Genomic DNA, 16,529 nt, shown 5'->3' with positions numbered 1-16,529 from the left:
TGATTTAATCTCAAAAATTGATGCTTATCATGTAGGAAAGAGTATGGAATGTAAACATAGCACATTCATAACGAAGCAAAGAAATCCAATGGATAAAAGGATTCTATCTGGTAACCTATTTCGTTTAATGAGCCACATACTGTATTGTATATTTAATATCTGATTTATGTAGGGTTTAAAATGCCAGAACTACCAGAAGTCGAAACCAGCCGTCGTGGCATTGAACCACATTTAGTCGGTAATACAATCTCTTATGCAGTCGTAAGAAACAGCCGTTTGCGTTGGCCGGTCAGTGAACAAATTAAAAGTTTATCTGATGAAATTGTTTTAAGTGTACAACGCCGTGCGAAGTATTTGCTGATTGAATTGAAAAAGGGCTGGATTATCGTTCACTTAGGGATGTCAGGCAGTGTGCGTATTTTAACGCAAGAGTTACCTGAAGAAAAACATGACCATGTAGATTTAGTCATGCGTGACGGTAAAGTTTTACGCTATACCGACCCTCGGCGTTTTGGCGCTTGGTTGTGGTGTGACGACTTAGAAAATAGTTCGGTACTCGCGCACTTGGGCCCTGAGCCCCTATCTGATGCATTTAACCCGCAATATCTTTATGAACTCTCACAAAAAAAGAAAGTGGCGGTCAAGCCTTGGCTGATGGATAACAAAGTCGTGGTTGGCGTTGGCAATATTTATGCAAATGAAGCTTTATTTGCGACAAAAATCTCACCTGAAAAAATAACCAATACATTAACATTGGCTGAAATCACGGAGTTGGTTAAGCAAATCAAACTCGTGTTAACACGGTCGATTGAGCAAGGTGGTACAACGCTGAAGGATTTTTTGCAGTCAGATGGTAAACCGGGGTATTTTGCACAAGAGTTGTTTGTGTATGGTAAAAAGGGAGAGCCTTGTTCAATGTGCGGAACACCAATTGAAAGTATTAAACAAGGCCAGCGTAGTACTTTTTTCTGTCCGCAATGCCAAAAGTAATCTGTAATAGCTATTTTTTATTGAGCTTTCTTAGCATCGCATCTGCAACGACAGGGGGAAGAAAAGAGGAAATATCACCATCATGAAGGGCAACGTCTTTGATTAAAGAGGATGAAACGAAAGATAGGCTTTGTGATGGGAGTAAAAATACCGTTTCTAATTCAGGGACGAAGTGGCGGTTCATATTCGCTAATTGCCACTCATATTCAAAATCAGCCACGGAACGGACACCACGAATTAGAATATTCGCCCCTTTTTTTTGTGCAAAGCTCGCCATTAACTCAGAAAAACCCACGACTTCAACATTATCAAGATGAGACGTTACTTCCCTTGCAAGGGAAACTCGCTCATCAAGGGTGAACATGGGGTTCTTGCGTTGGCTATTGGCTATCGCGAGTAGCACATGGTCAAACATTGCCGCTGCACGGGTGACAATATCAACGTGCCCTGATGTGATCGGGTCAAAGGTACCTGGGTAGATGGCTTTATGTTCCATGGCGATAGTATCTCATTGTTTGTTATTGCTTATTCAAAATATTAGCGTAAATAAGCGATGTGAGCGTTTAACCTTATCGGCTATCTCGTATGGTTGCAACAAGAGTTAGCGAGGCTCTGTGAATTTTTAGGTGCATATTCTGCACACTTTTGCAGAAGGTTTATGGTAAGATAGCGCCAATTTTGGTAAGTGAATCAGATCGAATGTTATTGCTGCGGTTATATCAGGTACTTCTTTATCTTATCCAGCCATTTATATGGGTTCGCCTTTTACTGCGTAGCCGAAAAGCGCCTGCGTACCGTAAACGTTGGGGCGAGCGCTATGGTTTTTGTGCGGGTAAAGTTAAGCCTCAAGGCATTTTGCTGCATTCGGTGTCAGTTGGCGAAACGCTCGCTGCAGTCCCTTTAGTCAGGGCACTCCGTCATCATTATCCTTCTTTGCCCATCACTGTTACAACAATGACGCCAACAGGGTCGGAACGTGTACAGTCCGCATTTGGTGATGATGTTAGCCATGTTTACCTACCCTATGATTTACCTGGCTCGATGCGTCGTTTTCTTAAGCAGGTTGATCCTAAGCTTGTGATCATCATGGAAACTGAGCTTTGGCCAAACATGATAAATCAATTACATAAGCAAAAAATTCCTTTAGTTATCGCCAATGCGCGATTGTCAGAGCGTTCCGCAGCGGGTTATCAAAAATTAGGCAGCTTTGTGAAGCGTATGCTGCGTAATGTCACGATGATTGCAGCACAGCACCAAGAAGATGGTGAGCGCTTTGTTCAGTTAGGGTTAAGGCGTATGCAGTTAACAGTGACGGGAAGCTTAAAATTTGATATTTCTGTTACCCCTGAATTAGCCGTTCGAGCCATTACACTTCGCAGGCAATGGGCTGCTCATCGCCCTGTATGGATTGCGACCAGTACTCATGATGGTGAAGAAGCGATTGTCTTAGAGACACACCAAAAGTTATTAAAACGTTTTCCTAATTTATTGCTTATTTTAGTCCCTCGCCACCCTGAACGTTTTACGAAAGCTGAAGAGCTAACTCAAAAAGCGGGCTTAACGTTTATTCGTCGTAGTGCCAACACTATTCCTAGCGTAGATACTCAAGTGGTTATTGGCGATACCATGGGTGAATTGATGTTGCTGTATGGAATTGCAGATATTGCCTTTGTTGGTGGAAGCTTAGTTGAAACGGGAGGGCATAACCCTCTAGAAGCGGCAGCGCATGCATTACCCGTTTTAATGGGACCGCATACCTTTAATTTTAAAGATATTTGTGGAAAGTTAACGCAGGCAGATGGGCTGATTACTGTCACGGATAGTGAATCGATGGCCCAAGCTGTAACTAGCTTGCTTTCTGATGAAGACTACCGTTTATATTATGGCCGCCATGCTGCAGAAGTTTTACATGAAAACCAAGGCGCTCTGCAACGGCTATTAAAATTATTGCAGCCATATTTACCCCCAAAAGAACAATAATAATCAAGAGTGTCTTTTTTAGATAGGCTAACTTGAACATTTCAACAATGAACAGTGAATATTTTCTCCCACACCTTAGTATTATATTTAAACTATAGTAGACTGCACCGTTTGTTATAGGGGTATTCTATTTTGCTTTTTAAGTCATGAATAGAGTACTTGTTTTTTCCTTATATTTTAAGACAGTATGCCAGCAATCAATCAACCAAATTCAAATAAATATGTTTATTTATGGATCATAGGCTATGCCGTAGCATGGATCTTAGCGAGCTTTTATTTTGACCCAACAGTGCCTTATGACACGGTAGAAGCTGTGAATTGGGGAATGAATGGGGAATGGGGCTCCCCGAAAAATCCCTGGTTTGTTGGCGTATTGATGTGGCCAGCTATCTATTTGGGGATTTCGTATAGTTTTTATTGGTATTTGATCCATTTTATCGGTATTGCGTTTGGTCTGTTGGGGGTCTGGAAGCTGGCTTATCGTTTAACTGGGCGTCGTGATCTCGCTTGGTTTGCAATGTTGATGCTGAATTTATCAGGTGTCATTAATTTCGATATCATTCCTTATAATGATAACTATATTTTAGTCACTTTGTGGCCATGGGTGTTGTATTTCTTTTTGCGTGCGGTGGACGATAATCCAGCGTGGTGGTTGCCTTTTGCCTTGTTTGCTGGGCTGGCAACAATGGGTAAATACTCAACATTGGCTTTAGTCGGCTCGGTTTTTTTACTGACTATTTTTGTTAAGCAAGCGCGTCAAAGCTATCGTTATCCTGTCTTTTATTTGGCTATCGCACTGTGGTTTGCGTTAGTTCTACCTAATTTCTTTTGGTTGATGGCAACGGATTTCTCTGCTTTCAAATGGGTGGATTCGCAAATTGACCCTGGTTTTAATTTCCATACAACTCAAGCGGCACTTAGTGTTTTTTACCCGTTAGTGATTGCGGCCATTATTATTTATTGCAGTGGCGGGAAACTTGGGTGGCCTAAAGCATTGCCTAATCGTATGGCAAATTTCATTATTTTATTCCCTCTAGTTGTTATTTATGGCTGGTTCTCGTTCCATGATGGCGGGCGGATTACAGAATGGTTACAGCCTTTTATGGCGATTATTGCACCTTTGTTTGTTGGCTCAATAACTGTGATGCCAAGAAAACCGTTTAACAAATCACTCATTGGTTTTGCGATTTTTGGGGTTTTAGTGGTTGTCGGCTATATCACAGTGCAAGCGGCGAATATCCGCGGAGCAGGGCAAAAATTTATTGGTGTTAAAACCTTAATTGCTGATGGTGAACAGCGTTGGTATCAGCGCTATGGTACACCCGTGAAATACGTCGGTGGCGAAGATAACCAATATCAATGGTTTATTATTTATGGGAAAGACAGGCCGCATGTTATCCAACCTTGGTCGATGGAGAAACATATGCCGCCAAATGTATATAACCGTGATATCACTGAAGCAGAAATTCGCCAGCATGGTGCTTTGTTATTAGGTAAAAAATACGATGATTGTGCCCATGAGAATTTTGCCAAAGTACGTAAGTTCTGGCCGCAATTTACCATCGAAAAAGAAGATGTCATTTACCAGTCAGAGCCTGATGCCGCGCCTGAAACGATGTGCTTTGGGTTTATTGCACCGCAGAAATGATCTAAAGAAAAAATCGGCGATATGCCGATTTTTTATCTTATGAAATAAATTGAACCAGCTGTTGATAAACTGTATTTGGTGTAATATTAGCCATAACCTTGTTGGTTGATATCAATTCGTGCTGTTCTTGCCCATAACCCCCAATCAGCCCTGGATCGGTAGGGCCAAAGAGCGTGAAGTTAGGTTTATCCAGTGCAGCAGTTAGATGGCTTAGCCCTGTATCAACAGAGACAACAGCTTTGGCATTGGCAATTTGCTGTGCAACTTCAGCTAACGTGAGTTTAGGTAAGACCTCAACAAAATCAAAACCGTTTGCCAACCGCTGTGCGCGTTGCTGTTCATGTGGCGCTCCCCACGGTAGCTTTATTTTTATGCCACTCCCCGCCATTAATTCAATTAAATTCCGCCAACTTTCTTCAGGCCAGTGTTTATCATCACGGGTGGTTGAGTGTAGGAAAACCACGTAAGGGCATTCCTGACGAGTTGAAGATTGTCGGAAATGCTGCGCAATAGCGTAATCGCCTTGCTGTACTGGGCAAACATACCCAAGGCTTTTCGCAAATAATTGACGGATGCGTTCAACGGCGTGTTGTTGCTTGCTAATAGCATAACGGTGGTCGTAGAAAAAACTGGCAAGAGGTTCACGAATGCTATGGCGGTCATAGCCGTGTTTATCGCCATGTGCCAAGCGCGTAACAAGAAATGCGCTTTTTAGTAGGCCTTGAGCATCAATAATTGCATCATACTGTGTTGCTTGCAGTTGCTGGCGAAAAGCTGCACGTTCAGCCCTGATCGGCGCAGAAAACCAGTTTTTTCGCCAACGGCGGATAGCGACAGGGATCACTTGGTTGACCGCACTGTGCCATGTTGGAATTTGAGCGAAACCTTCCTCAACGACCCAATCAAATTGAATATTGGGAATAGCTTGCTGAGCGTCGGTTAATGCAGGTAAAGAATGTAAAACATCGCCCATTGAGGATGTTTTGACTAATAATACTCGCATTATTCAATACCTATATTTAAACGGGCTAATGCGTCTAAAACCATTTCTGGCTGGATATCGATCAGGCTTTGGTGATAACCGCTTTCACCATCCCCTTTACGAACTTTATGATACCCCTCGATTAAGCGGATCACTTCTGCTTTATCAGATAAAGGCGGTGTGAAATCTGGGCTGCTTGGGCCATAAAGTGCAACTAAAGGTTTATCTAATGCGGCAGCGACATGCATAAGGCCTGAATCGTTACTGACAACGGCATGGCAGGCATCAATTAAGTTAACGGCTTGTTCTAGCGAGGTTTTCCCTGCAAAATTATAGCAGTACGATTTGGCATCATCCGTTAGACTTTGGCGAATATCTTCCCCTGCGGGATGGTCTTTTTGGGAACCAAATAATAAGACTCGGTAGCCTTTTAAACTGATTAGCTCTTGAGCGAGCGTTGCATAATGATAGTGCGGCCAGCGTTTTGCGGGGCCGAACTCTGCACCTGGGCAAAAACCAATAATTGGGCGAGAATCATCAATGCCAAAGGTTTGCAGTGTTTCGTTGACTTCTTGTGGCACCGTGACAAGTTTAGGTTTTAATATTGGTGATGGGATATCAGCAGCAGATTGAATAGTTTGCTTATCATAAGCAAGCGCAACGTAGCGTTGTACCATGAGTGGAAACGCTTCTTTATTCAATGGGCGAATATCATTGAGTAACCCATAACGCATCTCCCCGCGCCAGCCCGTTCTTTTTGCAATGTGAGCAAAGAACGGAACAAGTGCAGATTTTAATGAGTTAGGCAAAACAATCGCTTGGTCGTACCCATTTCCCCGCAAACTGATGCCTAATCGACGACGTTCACCGATTTCAAGGGCACCATGGCCTAAAGGCATCGGGATGGCTTGATTGACTTCAGGCATTTTTGCTAATAAAGGACGGCACCATTGTGGTGCCATCACATCAATTTGTGCGTGAGGATGAAGCGCCTTTATCGTACGATATAGGCTTTGTGACATCATCATATCCCCTACCCACGAAGGGCCGATCACCAATATTTTCATAAATACTAATTACGCGTCTTTATTGAGTAACTGCATGTATTCAGTGACACCTTCTGCAACCGTTTTAAATGGCGCAGTGTAACCAGCGGCACGTAACTTGGTGAGGTCCGCTTGTGTGAAGCTTTGGTAGCGACCTTTTAATTTTTCTGGGAATTCAATATATTCGACAGCCACATTTTTGTCTTTGTGAAATTCAGTCACGGCATCGGCAACGGCTTGGAAAGACTCTGCGCGCCCTGTTCCACAGTTAAAAATACCTGAAACGTTATTTTCCCAGAACCATAAATTCACTGCGGCAACATCGCCAACATAGATAAAGTCACGGCGGAATGTTTCGCTACCCTCAAACAATTTCGGGTTTTGCCCTTCATTAATTTGTTTATTTAAATGATAAGCAACGCTCGCCATGCCACCTTTGTGTTCTTCATTTGGGCCATAAACGTTGAAATAACGGAAGCCGCAAATTTGTGACTCAGCTTCTGGCAGGATTTCACGAACATATTGGTCAAATTGGAATTTAGAGTAACCATAGACATTTAATGGCTTTTCGAACTCACGTTCTTCAATAAAGTTGTCGCTACGGCCGCCATAAGTGGCGGCAGAAGAGGCGTATAAGAAGGGAATTTCGCGTTCTAAGCAGTAATGTAATAACTCTTTAGAATACTGATAGTTATTATCCATCATATACTTGCCATCCCACTCCGTAGTGGATGAACATGCACCTTCATGGAATACGGCATCAACATCGCCAAAGTCATCACCTGAAAGGATGCTAACAAGAAAATCTTCTTTATCTGCGTAGTCCGCAATATCAAGGTCAACAAGGTTGGCAAACTTAGTGCCATCTTTCAGATTATCTACCACTAGGATATCTGTGCGGCCGATTGCATTTAGGGCTCTAACAATATTGCTGCCAATAAAACCAGCTCCACCAGTGACTATGATCATTGGGTATACCTCAAATGGGTTAAGAAAATGGAATAACAATTGATGACTATAATAACATCTCTTGGCGCAGACGGTAGCATTGATAGCAGAGAATTGAACTAGGGGCTGAATGGGAACAAGGTAAATATCGTGATCTTGGCTACAAACTTAACTTATTTATGCTGTGAATATCGCTACACACAGAGACTATTATTAAACTCTATAAATAGTCACTATACAGGAAGAAATCATGTCAGAAAGATTTTATCAGCAGATTCAAGACCAATTGGTACAAATTGAAGCGGATGGGTTATTTAAACACGAACGCATTATTACGACCTCACAAGATGCCGACATTGAAATTGTCGGAGGCCAACGAGTCATCAATTTCTGCGCTAATAATTATCTTGGGCTTGCGAACCACCCGGTGTTAATTGAAGCGGCTAAACAAGGCATGGATACTCATGGTTTTGGAATGGCTTCCGTCCGTTTTATTTGTGGAACGCAAGACAGCCATAAAGTTTTAGAGCGCAAACTGGCTGATTTCTTAGGCATGGAAGACGCTATTCTCTATTCATCCTGTTTTGATGCTAACGGTGGCCTATTCGAAACCTTATTGGGGCCAGAAGATGCCATTATTTCTGATGCATTAAACCATGCTTCAATTATTGATGGTGTGCGGTTAAGTAAAGCTAAACGCTACCGTTACAGCAATAACAATATGGTTGAGTTAAAAGAACGCCTAGAAGAAGCAAAAGCGGCGGGGGCTCGTCATATTTTAATTGCCACTGATGGCGTTTTTTCAATGGATGGTGTGATTGCTGATTTACAATCTATTTGTGACTTAGCGGATGAGTACCAAGCGTTAGTGATGGTTGATGACTCCCATGCCGTGGGTTTTGTCGGCGAAAATGGGCGCGGTAGCCATGAATACTGCAATGTAATGGGGCGTATCGATATTATTACGGGAACGTTAGGTAAAGCACTTGGCGGTGCTTCCGGTGGTTATACGGCAGCGAAAAAAGAGGTCGTTGAGTGGCTACGTCAGCGTTCTCGCCCTTATTTATTCTCGAATTCCCTTGCGCCTGCGATTGTTGCCGCGTCTATCAAAGTGATTGATATGATGGAAGAAGGCCAATCACTACGTGAAAAACTATGGCGTAACGCGGTGTTATTTAGGGAAAGAATGACGGCAGCGGGTTTCACGCTTGCCGGAGCCGACCACGCTATCATCCCTGTTATGTTAGGTGACGCCAAGCTCGCCCAAACTTTTGCGAAAGAGCTACTTGATGAAGGTATCTATGTCACTGGCTTTTTCTACCCAGTTGTGCCGCAAGGTCAGGCACGAATTCGTACACAGATGTCCGCAGCCCACAGTGAGGAGGATATTTTACACGCCGTTGAAGCATTCACCCGCATTGGTAGAAAACTAAAAATAATCAAATAAAAGGTCTTTTATGAAAGCACTGTCCAAACTAAAAGCTGAACCAGGTATATGGATGACGGACGTTCCGAAACCGGAACTCGGGCACAATGATGTGATGATCAAAATTCGTAAAACCGCTATCTGCGGTACAGATGTACATATCTATAACTGGGATGAATGGTCACAAAAAACCATTCCTGTCCCGATGGTGGTCGGTCATGAATATATAGGGGAAATTGTTGCGATTGGGCAGGAAGTCAAAGGTTTTAAAATTGGTGACCGAGTGTCAGGAGAAGGGCATATTACATGTGGTCACTGCCGTAACTGTCGTGGTGGCCGTACCCATCTTTGTCGTAATACAATTGGTGTAGGCGTGAATCGAGAAGGCTGTTTCGCCGAGTATTTGGTGATCCCAGCTTTCAACGCATTCAAAATACCCGACAATATTCCCGATGAAATAGCCGCTATTTTTGACCCATTTGGTAACGCTGTGCATACAGCGCTTTCGTTCGATTTAGTGGGTGAGGATGTGCTGGTTTCTGGAGCTGGGCCGATTGGCATCATGGCTGCCGCGGTCTGTCGCCATGTTGGCGCTCGTCATGTAGTTATTACGGATGTGAATGACTATCGCCTTGAATTAGCGAAAAAAATGGGTGTTTCCCGTGCAGTCAATGTGAGTCGTGAAAACCTAAAAGATGTGATGAACGAACTTGGCATGAAAGAAGGTTTTGATGTGGCATTAGAAGTTTCGGGGGCGCCTGCGGCTTTTCAAACCATGTTAGACACCATGAACCATGGTGGACGTATTGCATTATTAGGGATACCTCCAGCCTCAATGGCAACAGATTGGAGCCAAGTTATATTCAAGGGACTGTTTATTAAAGGTATTTATGGCCGAGAGATGTTCGAAACTTGGTATAAAATGGCGACACTGATCCAATCAGGATTAGATTTATCACCCATCATCACTCATCAATTTTCCATTGATGATTTCCAAAAAGGCTTTGACGTTATGCGCTCAGGCCAAGCCGGAAAAGTGATTTTAAACTGGGATTAATTAGCGAGTTATTCCCTTCTGGGTTATTACCTTCAGAAGGGAATGATGTATGTGGGAGCTAACCTCTAAGATTCGGTTTTAAAAAGCATGCGCTTTTTCGTTGGCGCTTCTTGTTTAAGCAATGGTTGCAATGTTTTGTCTTGATAAATATTTTCGACAATCGACATAATTAAATCGATACCTTGTAATTTCGTTTCAGGTATTGTGACCTCACAAATGCCTAACTCTTCGACAATAAGTCCATCTTCTGGTTTGCTTTCAATCGATTCAGTTGACTCTGGTGCTTTTGGCTGCTCACTGTCAGGCTGTTTCTCTTTAGGTTGCTCAGGTTTTTTCTGTGCTTCTTCAGAGAGCATTCTGAGTGATGTCACAGGTTGCTTTGCAGGATCTTGAGGGTTAACCAATGCACTTACTGCAACCAGTTCGATATCAGCGGGCAGTTGTGGCAAATATTTTTGCAGTGCACGCACAGTAGAGGGATGCGGGTGACCTATCGCTACAGCGCTACCGTGTTTTCGCGCATAAGCAACGGCTTTATTTAGTTGGGTACGTGTTTCTTCTTCTGATTGGTGGTTATCAATAAAGATGTTACGGCGCAGTGTTGGGACGCCAAATTCTTTTGCGGCATTTCCTGCCTGGGTATTGCCGATAGTCACACTATCGAGAAAAAATAAATTTGATTGCGACAGGCTCTGCATCACATTACGCATACCTGGCAGGTTGGATGTCATTTCGCTACCCATATGATTATTCATGCCTTTTGCATGGGGTACACGGGAAATAGCATTTTTAATAATACGGTCAATTTCCGCCGCACTCATTGAGGGGGCGAGAGTGTCTTTTTCTAAGGGCTGGTTACTCAATGGTTTCATGGGCATGTGGATCAGAATATCCCGTCCTTGCTGGTAGGCTTTTTCCGCCACTTCACGGCCATGGGGCGAACTGGGTAAAATCGCAATCGTGACCGCGGGGGAAAGTGCTAAAATTTGGTTATCTTCTTTAGCGCGATAGCCAAAATCATCAATAACTATCGCGAGTTTTGCGGCGCTCACCTGCAGGCTCATCAGTAACAGCGGTAAACTAATGAATAATCTAAAGGGTAAGCGCTTCAACATAATTTCATCCTAATCGTTTGATTTTAAGTTTTCTGGGTTATCTTCCTAACCATGGGCGAGGATTAACAGTTTTACCTTGCCTGCGAATTTCAAAGTACAAGGATGGTCGCTCTTGACCACCACTGCTACCGACTAGAGCAATTGGCTGGCCAGCACGAACTTCTTGGCCCACATTGACTAAGGCACTCTGGTTATAACCATACAGGCTCATGTCACCTTTACCATGCTCAACGACCACAACAAGGCCATAACCTTGTAGCCAGTCTGCCAGTAAAACGCGACCATCTGCAATGGCTTTGACTTGTGTGCCTTCATTGGCGGCAATAACCATGCCTTTCCAACGTAGTTCACTGGAAATGACATCGCCATAATTGTGAAGTAGGGAGCCACGAACTGGCCATATGGCTTGGCCTGCGGGACGCCCTAAACCACCTGTACGGGACATAAGTGATCGCTCACTTTCAGAAGGTTTATAAGTCGCCCCTTTCTGTTTTGCTTGGCGTTCTTTTTCTGCCACTTGGGCGCGAATACGTGCCGCTTCTTTGGCTTCGCGTTCGGCTCTGGCTTTGGCTTCGCGTTCTGCACGAGCAATTTTGTCACGCAACCTTGCTTCATTTTGTTTTAAAACCGCGAGATTTTTTTGATCTTCTTTTAAGGTACTTTCAAGGGCTGTCAGGGTTTTTTGCCGAGAGGCTCGGGCGTTATCTAATTTACGCTTCTCTTGTTGTTGGCGGGTAAGTGTACTTTTTTGTTCCGCCTGTTTTTTTTGTTCTAATTGTTTTTGTTGTTGTAGCTCTTTAGTTGTTTCTTCAAGTGCAACAATGTTTTTTTCACGCGCTTGATTTAAATAACTATAGTACGCCAAGATACGCTCTTCCCGTTGGCCTTCTTCCCCTTTAAACATCAGGGTTAGGCCTTGGTGTTTACCTAAACGAAAAGCGGCATCGAGCTGATCTGCAAGCATTTTTTCTTGTTGTTGTTTCTTAGTTTGTAGCTGTTTGATATTGCTATTTAAGGAAACAATTTCTTTATCTAGCTGTTTTAATTGGTTTTGTGTTTCATGTAAGCTACGCCCCGCAGCGGAAATGCTTTGTTCTTGCTGTTTGAGCTGTTCCAGTAAGTTAGAACGCTTAGCCTGCTGTTCTTTAACACTTTTTTCTTTTTCAGCAATACTTTTGAGTAAATCGTGTAATTGCCCTTTATTTTCAGTGATCTGGTTTGCGAAAGCGGTATGTGTAGGGGCAAGCGCAAAGAGCCCTAAACCAAGTAGGGCGGATGTAATAGCCTGACGAAGAAATGTTGTTTTCATTCGATATTGTGTATTGGCCATTGTGATAGATCACCTCAATTAAATGCAATAACTGATTATTTCATCTGCAAGTGATGGTTTCCAGCACTCTCTAATAAATAGTATTGAAAACACTTATAAATTCGGACTTTTGCCCTGAAACAAAGGCTAATTAAGTCAAATAATATAGTTTTATTATCACTGATTTATTTTGTATAGCTAGTTTTGAACGGTTTTTTATTATTGAACGCCTATTTAATCTACAGGTTAGTCCCGTTTAGGCATGTTTATGGTAAAATATTTGCGTACCGCTTTGAGAAAGAAATTCTATTTTTCAGTAAAATGGTATTAATTTTGCGTACATTACCGCAAAAAAAACACAGTAGTTTGCGTGAATTGGCTGTAATTAGCTCAACACACAGGTATACTCTGAACCCTTTGATATTCGATTTTAACTAACGGGAGTGATTGCCCCCCATGATCCAAGAAATCATGCAATTTGTAAGCCGGAACATGTTATTGAGTCTGGTTTGGATAGCGCTATTAGTTGCTGTGGTCGTCATGACCTTTAAAGGCCTCTTTTCTAAAACGAAAGTGATTGCTCGCTCACAAGCGATTACACTGATTAATAAAGAAGAAGCGGTTATTGTGGATTTGCGTTCTCGTGACGACTTCCGTAAAGGCCATATCATTGATTCTATTAATTTAACGCCGTCTGAAATTAAAGATAATAATTTAGGTGAGTTAGATAAACACAAACAGAAACCTGTGATTATCGTTTCTGCAAGTGGCATGGAATCAAACAAACCCGCAGAGCAACTCGTGCAACACGGTTTTGAAAAAGTCTTTGTCCTGAAAGAAGGGATTGCTGGTTGGGCAGGTGAAAACCTTCCACTGGCTCGTGGTAAGAAGTAGTTACCGTTACCTCAAGCTGCCTATATCAATAGGTAACTTGGGTAGCGCAATGCAGCGAACACCCCAGTAGCTCAGAATAACAGGGTTTCCCTTAAATTATTTGGGCTACAGGTAGGCAGCAAGTGAAGATATCCAAGGAGCATACATCAGTATGTGACTTGGGTAGCGCAATGCAGCGAACATCCCAGTAGCTCAGAATAACAGGGTTTCCCTTAAATTATTTGGGCTACAGGTAGGCAGCAAGTGAAGATATCCAAGGAGCATACATCAGTATGTGACTTGGGTAGCGCAATGCAGCGAACACCCCAGTAGCTCAGAATAACAGGGTTTCCCTTAAATTATTTGGGCTACAGGTAGGCAGCAAGTGAAGATATCCAAGGAGCATACATCAGCATGTGACTTGGGTAGCGCAATGCAGCGAACATCCCAGTAGCTCAGAATAACAGGGTTTCCCTTAAATTATTTGGGCTACAGGTAGGCAGCAAGTGAAGATATCCAAGGAGCATACATCAGTATGTGACTTGGGTAGCGCAATGCAGCGAACACCCCTGTAGCTCAAAGAATAACAGGGAAAATTCATATGGAAGTTAAAGGTACATAAACTATGTCAGAACAAAACAACTCAGAAATGGTTTTTCAAATTCAACGTATCTACGCAAAAGACGTTTCATTTGAAGCACCTAACGCGCCGCACATCTTTCAACAAGAATGGCAGCCAGAAATTAAATTAGATTTAGATACTTCTTCAACTCAGCTGTCAGAAGGCGTTTATGAGGTTGTTTTACGTGTCACTACGACAGCAACTTTAGGTGAAGAAACCGCTTTCCTGTGTGAAGTCCAGCAAGCCGGTGTTTTCTCTATCGAAGGTATCGAAGGCACTCAAATGGCGCATTGCTTAGGTGCATACTGCCCGAACATTCTGTTCCCATATGCACGTGAAGCGATCACCAGCTTAGTGGGCCGTGGCACATTCCCACAATTGAACTTAGCGCCAGTTAACTTTGATGCACTGTTCATGAACTATTTACAGCAGCAACAAGGTGAACAAGCGCAGAACTCAGAAGTTCAACAGGACGCTTAATGAATACTGCTTCAATGACAGTGATCGGTGCCGGCTCTTACGGCACCGCTTTAGCCATTACACTTGCACGTAATGCACATCAGGTGGTGTTATGGGGCCATGACCCAAAACACATTCATCAATTAGAACAAGATCGCAGCAATCAGGCGTTTTTGCCTGGCGTTTCTTTCCCTGATAGTTTATCTCTCGAAACGGACTTAAAACGCGCCGTTGAGGCGAGTCCCAATATCTTGATAGTCGTACCGAGCCATGTTTTTGGTGATGTACTCAAACAAATCCAACCTTATTTACGACCTGACTCCCGCATTATTTGGGCAACGAAAGGCTTAGAAAGGGATACTGGCCGTTTGTTGCAAGAAGTGGCACGTGAGGTATTAGGCAATGAAATTCCTCTGGCGGTATTATCTGGCCCAACGTTTGCAAAAGAATTAGCCGCAGGTTTACCAACGGCAATTTCTGTAGCGGCGAGCGACAGCCAATTTGGTGATGATTTACAACAATTATTCCATTGTGGCAAAAGTTTCCGTGTTTATAAAAACCCAGATATGGTTGGGGTGCAACTGGGTGGCGCAGTAAAAAACGTCATCGCAATCGGTGCGGGGATTTCTGATGGCATGGGTTTTGGGGCAAACGCACGTACTGCATTGATTACCCGTGGTTTAGCTGAAATGAGCCGTTTAGGTGCAGCTTTGGGAGCAGACCCTGCAACCTTTATGGGAATGGCAGGCTTAGGCGACCTTGTGTTAACCTGTACCGATAACCAATCCCGCAACCGCCGTTTTGGCATGATGCTCGGCGATGGTATTACCGTTGAAGAAGCGGAAAAAGAGATTGGCCAAGTGGTTGAAGGATATAGAAATACCAAAGAAGTCCGTGCACTCGCTGAACGCGCGGGTGTCGAAATGCCAATTACAGAGCAAATTTATCAAATCCTTTACCGTCATAAAAATGTGTTAGAGGCGGCGCAAGCGCTATTAGGCCGAGCGACGAAAGATGAAATTGCAGATATGCCAAAACTGCAGGATTAATAAAAATTAGTCTGGTTAAGTTACATAATAGGGTAAATATAAAAATAGATAGGTGAGTGATTATGTCGCGTGAAGAATTGGATAGAATTTGGGGCTTCATTAAAGAAGAAGCGAAGTCGCTTGCTGACTGCGAACCACTCCTAGCCAGTTTTTTTAACGCGACATTATTAAAGCATGACAACTTGGGCAGTGCGCTCAGCTATATGCTGGCGAACAAGCTCAGCTCGCCTATCATGCCTGCTCTGGAAGTGCGCGAAATCGTTGAAGAAGCCTATCGCAATGACGAAAGTATGATTTTCTCTGCGGCTATGGACTTAGCTGCGGTTCGCCTACGTGACCCTGCCGTTGATAAATATTCCACTCCATTATTGTACTTAAAAGGTTTCCACGCCTTGCAAGCCTATCGCATAGGCAATTGGTTGTGGAAAGAAGGCCGCCAAGCACTCGCGGTTTACCTACAAAACCAAATATCAGTGTCTTTCGGTGTGGATATTCACCCTGCTGCTCGTATTGGTTGTGGCATCATGCTCGACCATGCAACGGGTATTGTGATTGGTGAAACCGCCATCGTGGAAAATGATGTGTCGATTTTACAGTCGGTTACCCTTGGCGGGACAGGCAAAACCTGTGGCGATCGCCATCCCAAAGTCAGGGAAGGGGTAATGATTGGGGCAGGGGCAAAAATTTTAGGCAACATCGAAATCGGCCGCGGCGCAAAAATTGGCGCGGGTTCGGTTGTTCTTCACCCTGTACCTCCTCATACCACAGTGGCGGGGGTTCCTGCACGCATTGTTGGCAAACCAACCAGCGATAAGCCATCCTTAGAAATGGATCAAAACTTTAATGGTAGTATTTGGGGTTTTGAAAATGGGGACGGGATTTGAGTTGTAGGTAGGCGTAAAAGATAGTGAGTTGCTATTCTTCAATAGTATGTTTTTTTTAAACATATTTCCCATTTTAAACTGAGTAATCGATTTATTTAAATGTTCGGCATTAGCGGGTGAACGTAATAAATAAGTGGTTTC

Annotated in this window: 15 protein-coding genes; 9 read left to right on the top strand and 6 right to left on the bottom strand. The window is 43.3% G+C overall.

The features are described from left to right. The first annotated feature begins 180 nt into the window (after positions 1–180). Entirely contained in the window at positions 181–990 is an 810-nt protein-coding gene (mutM, locus tag M1F05_RS20845; protein WP_206085753.1) for a bifunctional DNA-formamidopyrimidine glycosylase/DNA-(apurinic or apyrimidinic site) lyase, read from the top strand. Positions 991–1,000: 10 nt separating this feature from the next. Here the strand turns inward: mutM and coaD are convergent, their stop codons facing one another. Beyond that, on the bottom strand, positions 1,001–1,486 hold the full coding sequence (gene coaD, locus M1F05_RS20840) for a pantetheine-phosphate adenylyltransferase (RefSeq protein WP_206085761.1): 486 nt from the start codon (positions 1,484–1,486) through the stop codon (positions 1,001–1,003). A 203-nt stretch (positions 1,487–1,689) separates the two neighbouring features. On the opposite strand from coaD, the gene waaA reads away from it, so the two are divergent. After that, on the top strand, positions 1,690–2,970 hold the full coding sequence (gene waaA, locus M1F05_RS20835; RefSeq protein WP_206085995.1) for a lipid IV(A) 3-deoxy-D-manno-octulosonic acid transferase: 1,281 nt from the start codon (positions 1,690–1,692) through the stop codon (positions 2,968–2,970). Positions 2,971–3,157: 187 nt separating this feature from the next. After that, positions 3,158–4,618, top strand: coding sequence for an ArnT family glycosyltransferase (locus M1F05_RS20830; RefSeq protein WP_206085763.1), 1,461 nt, complete (start codon positions 3,158–3,160; stop codon positions 4,616–4,618). Between the two features lie 37 nt (positions 4,619–4,655). Here M1F05_RS20830 and rfaC read toward each other — a convergent pair whose 3' ends face one another. From rfaC to rfaD, 3 genes are read right to left on the bottom strand one after another with little or no spacing between them, the layout of a single operon-like run. Beyond that, complete coding sequence (gene rfaC, locus M1F05_RS20825) at positions 4,656–5,621, bottom strand: lipopolysaccharide heptosyltransferase RfaC (RefSeq protein ID WP_206085765.1); 966 nt, start codon at positions 5,619–5,621, stop codon at positions 4,656–4,658. Further along, the gene (gene rfaF / locus M1F05_RS20820; RefSeq protein ID WP_206085767.1) at positions 5,621–6,667 is read right to left on the bottom strand and encodes an ADP-heptose--LPS heptosyltransferase RfaF; all 1,047 of its coding nucleotides are present in this window, start codon (positions 6,665–6,667) and stop codon (positions 5,621–5,623) included. The genes rfaC and rfaF overlap by 1 nt, the downstream gene beginning before the upstream one ends. A gap of 9 nt (positions 6,668–6,676) precedes the next feature. Further along, the gene (gene rfaD, locus M1F05_RS20815) at positions 6,677–7,615 is read right to left on the bottom strand and encodes an ADP-glyceromanno-heptose 6-epimerase (RefSeq protein ID WP_206085769.1); all 939 of its coding nucleotides are present in this window, start codon (positions 7,613–7,615) and stop codon (positions 6,677–6,679) included. Positions 7,616–7,844: 229 nt separating this feature from the next. On the opposite strand from rfaD, the gene M1F05_RS20810 reads away from it, so the two are divergent. Both M1F05_RS20810 and tdh read left to right on the top strand, forming a co-directional pair. Then, positions 7,845–9,041: a glycine C-acetyltransferase gene (locus tag M1F05_RS20810; protein WP_206085770.1), complete on the top strand. Its 1,197-nt coding sequence runs from the start codon at positions 7,845–7,847 to the stop codon at positions 9,039–9,041. Between the two features lie 10 nt (positions 9,042–9,051). Continuing rightward, complete coding sequence (gene tdh, locus M1F05_RS20805; RefSeq protein WP_206085771.1) at positions 9,052–10,077, top strand: L-threonine 3-dehydrogenase; 1,026 nt, start codon at positions 9,052–9,054, stop codon at positions 10,075–10,077. 65 nt (positions 10,078–10,142) lie between these two features. Here tdh and M1F05_RS20800 read toward each other — a convergent pair whose 3' ends face one another. Together M1F05_RS20800 and envC are read right to left on the bottom strand one after the other, a co-directional pair. Next, positions 10,143–11,192 carry a divergent polysaccharide deacetylase family protein gene (locus M1F05_RS20800; protein ID WP_206085773.1) on the bottom strand — a complete coding sequence of 350 codons (1,050 nt, stop codon included), beginning with the start codon at positions 11,190–11,192 and terminating at the stop codon, positions 10,143–10,145. Positions 11,193–11,229: 37 nt separating this feature from the next. Next, entirely contained in the window at positions 11,230–12,522 is a 1,293-nt protein-coding gene (envC, locus tag M1F05_RS20795; protein WP_206085781.1) for a murein hydrolase activator EnvC, read from the bottom strand. Between the two features lie 435 nt (positions 12,523–12,957). Here envC and M1F05_RS20790 point away from each other — a divergent pair, with 435 nt between their 5' ends. From M1F05_RS20790 to cysE, 4 genes are all read left to right on the top strand, one after another. Continuing rightward, positions 12,958–13,395 (top strand): rhodanese-like domain-containing protein, encoded by a 438-nt coding sequence (locus M1F05_RS20790; protein WP_206085783.1) that lies wholly within the window; start codon positions 12,958–12,960, stop codon positions 13,393–13,395. 604 nt (positions 13,396–13,999) lie between these two features. Then, the gene (secB, locus tag M1F05_RS20785) at positions 14,000–14,476 is read left to right on the top strand and encodes a protein-export chaperone SecB (RefSeq protein ID WP_206085785.1); all 477 of its coding nucleotides are present in this window, start codon (positions 14,000–14,002) and stop codon (positions 14,474–14,476) included. After that, positions 14,476–15,504: an NAD(P)H-dependent glycerol-3-phosphate dehydrogenase gene (gpsA, locus tag M1F05_RS20780; protein ID WP_206085793.1), complete on the top strand. Its 1,029-nt coding sequence runs from the start codon at positions 14,476–14,478 to the stop codon at positions 15,502–15,504. Before secB ends, gpsA begins: the two co-directional genes overlap by 1 nt. A 62-nt stretch (positions 15,505–15,566) precedes the next feature. Beyond that, on the top strand, positions 15,567–16,388 hold the full coding sequence (gene cysE, locus M1F05_RS20775; protein WP_206085795.1) for a serine O-acetyltransferase: 822 nt from the start codon (positions 15,567–15,569) through the stop codon (positions 16,386–16,388). Positions 16,389–16,529: the final 141 nt, after the last annotated feature.

Source organism: Providencia sp. PROV252 (genome assembly GCF_033676005.1).
GTDB lineage: Bacteria > Pseudomonadota > Gammaproteobacteria > Enterobacterales > Enterobacteriaceae > Providencia > Providencia vermicola.
The sequence above is the reverse complement of the archived record's forward strand: the minus strand, read 5'-3'. Positions and strand labels throughout refer to the sequence as shown.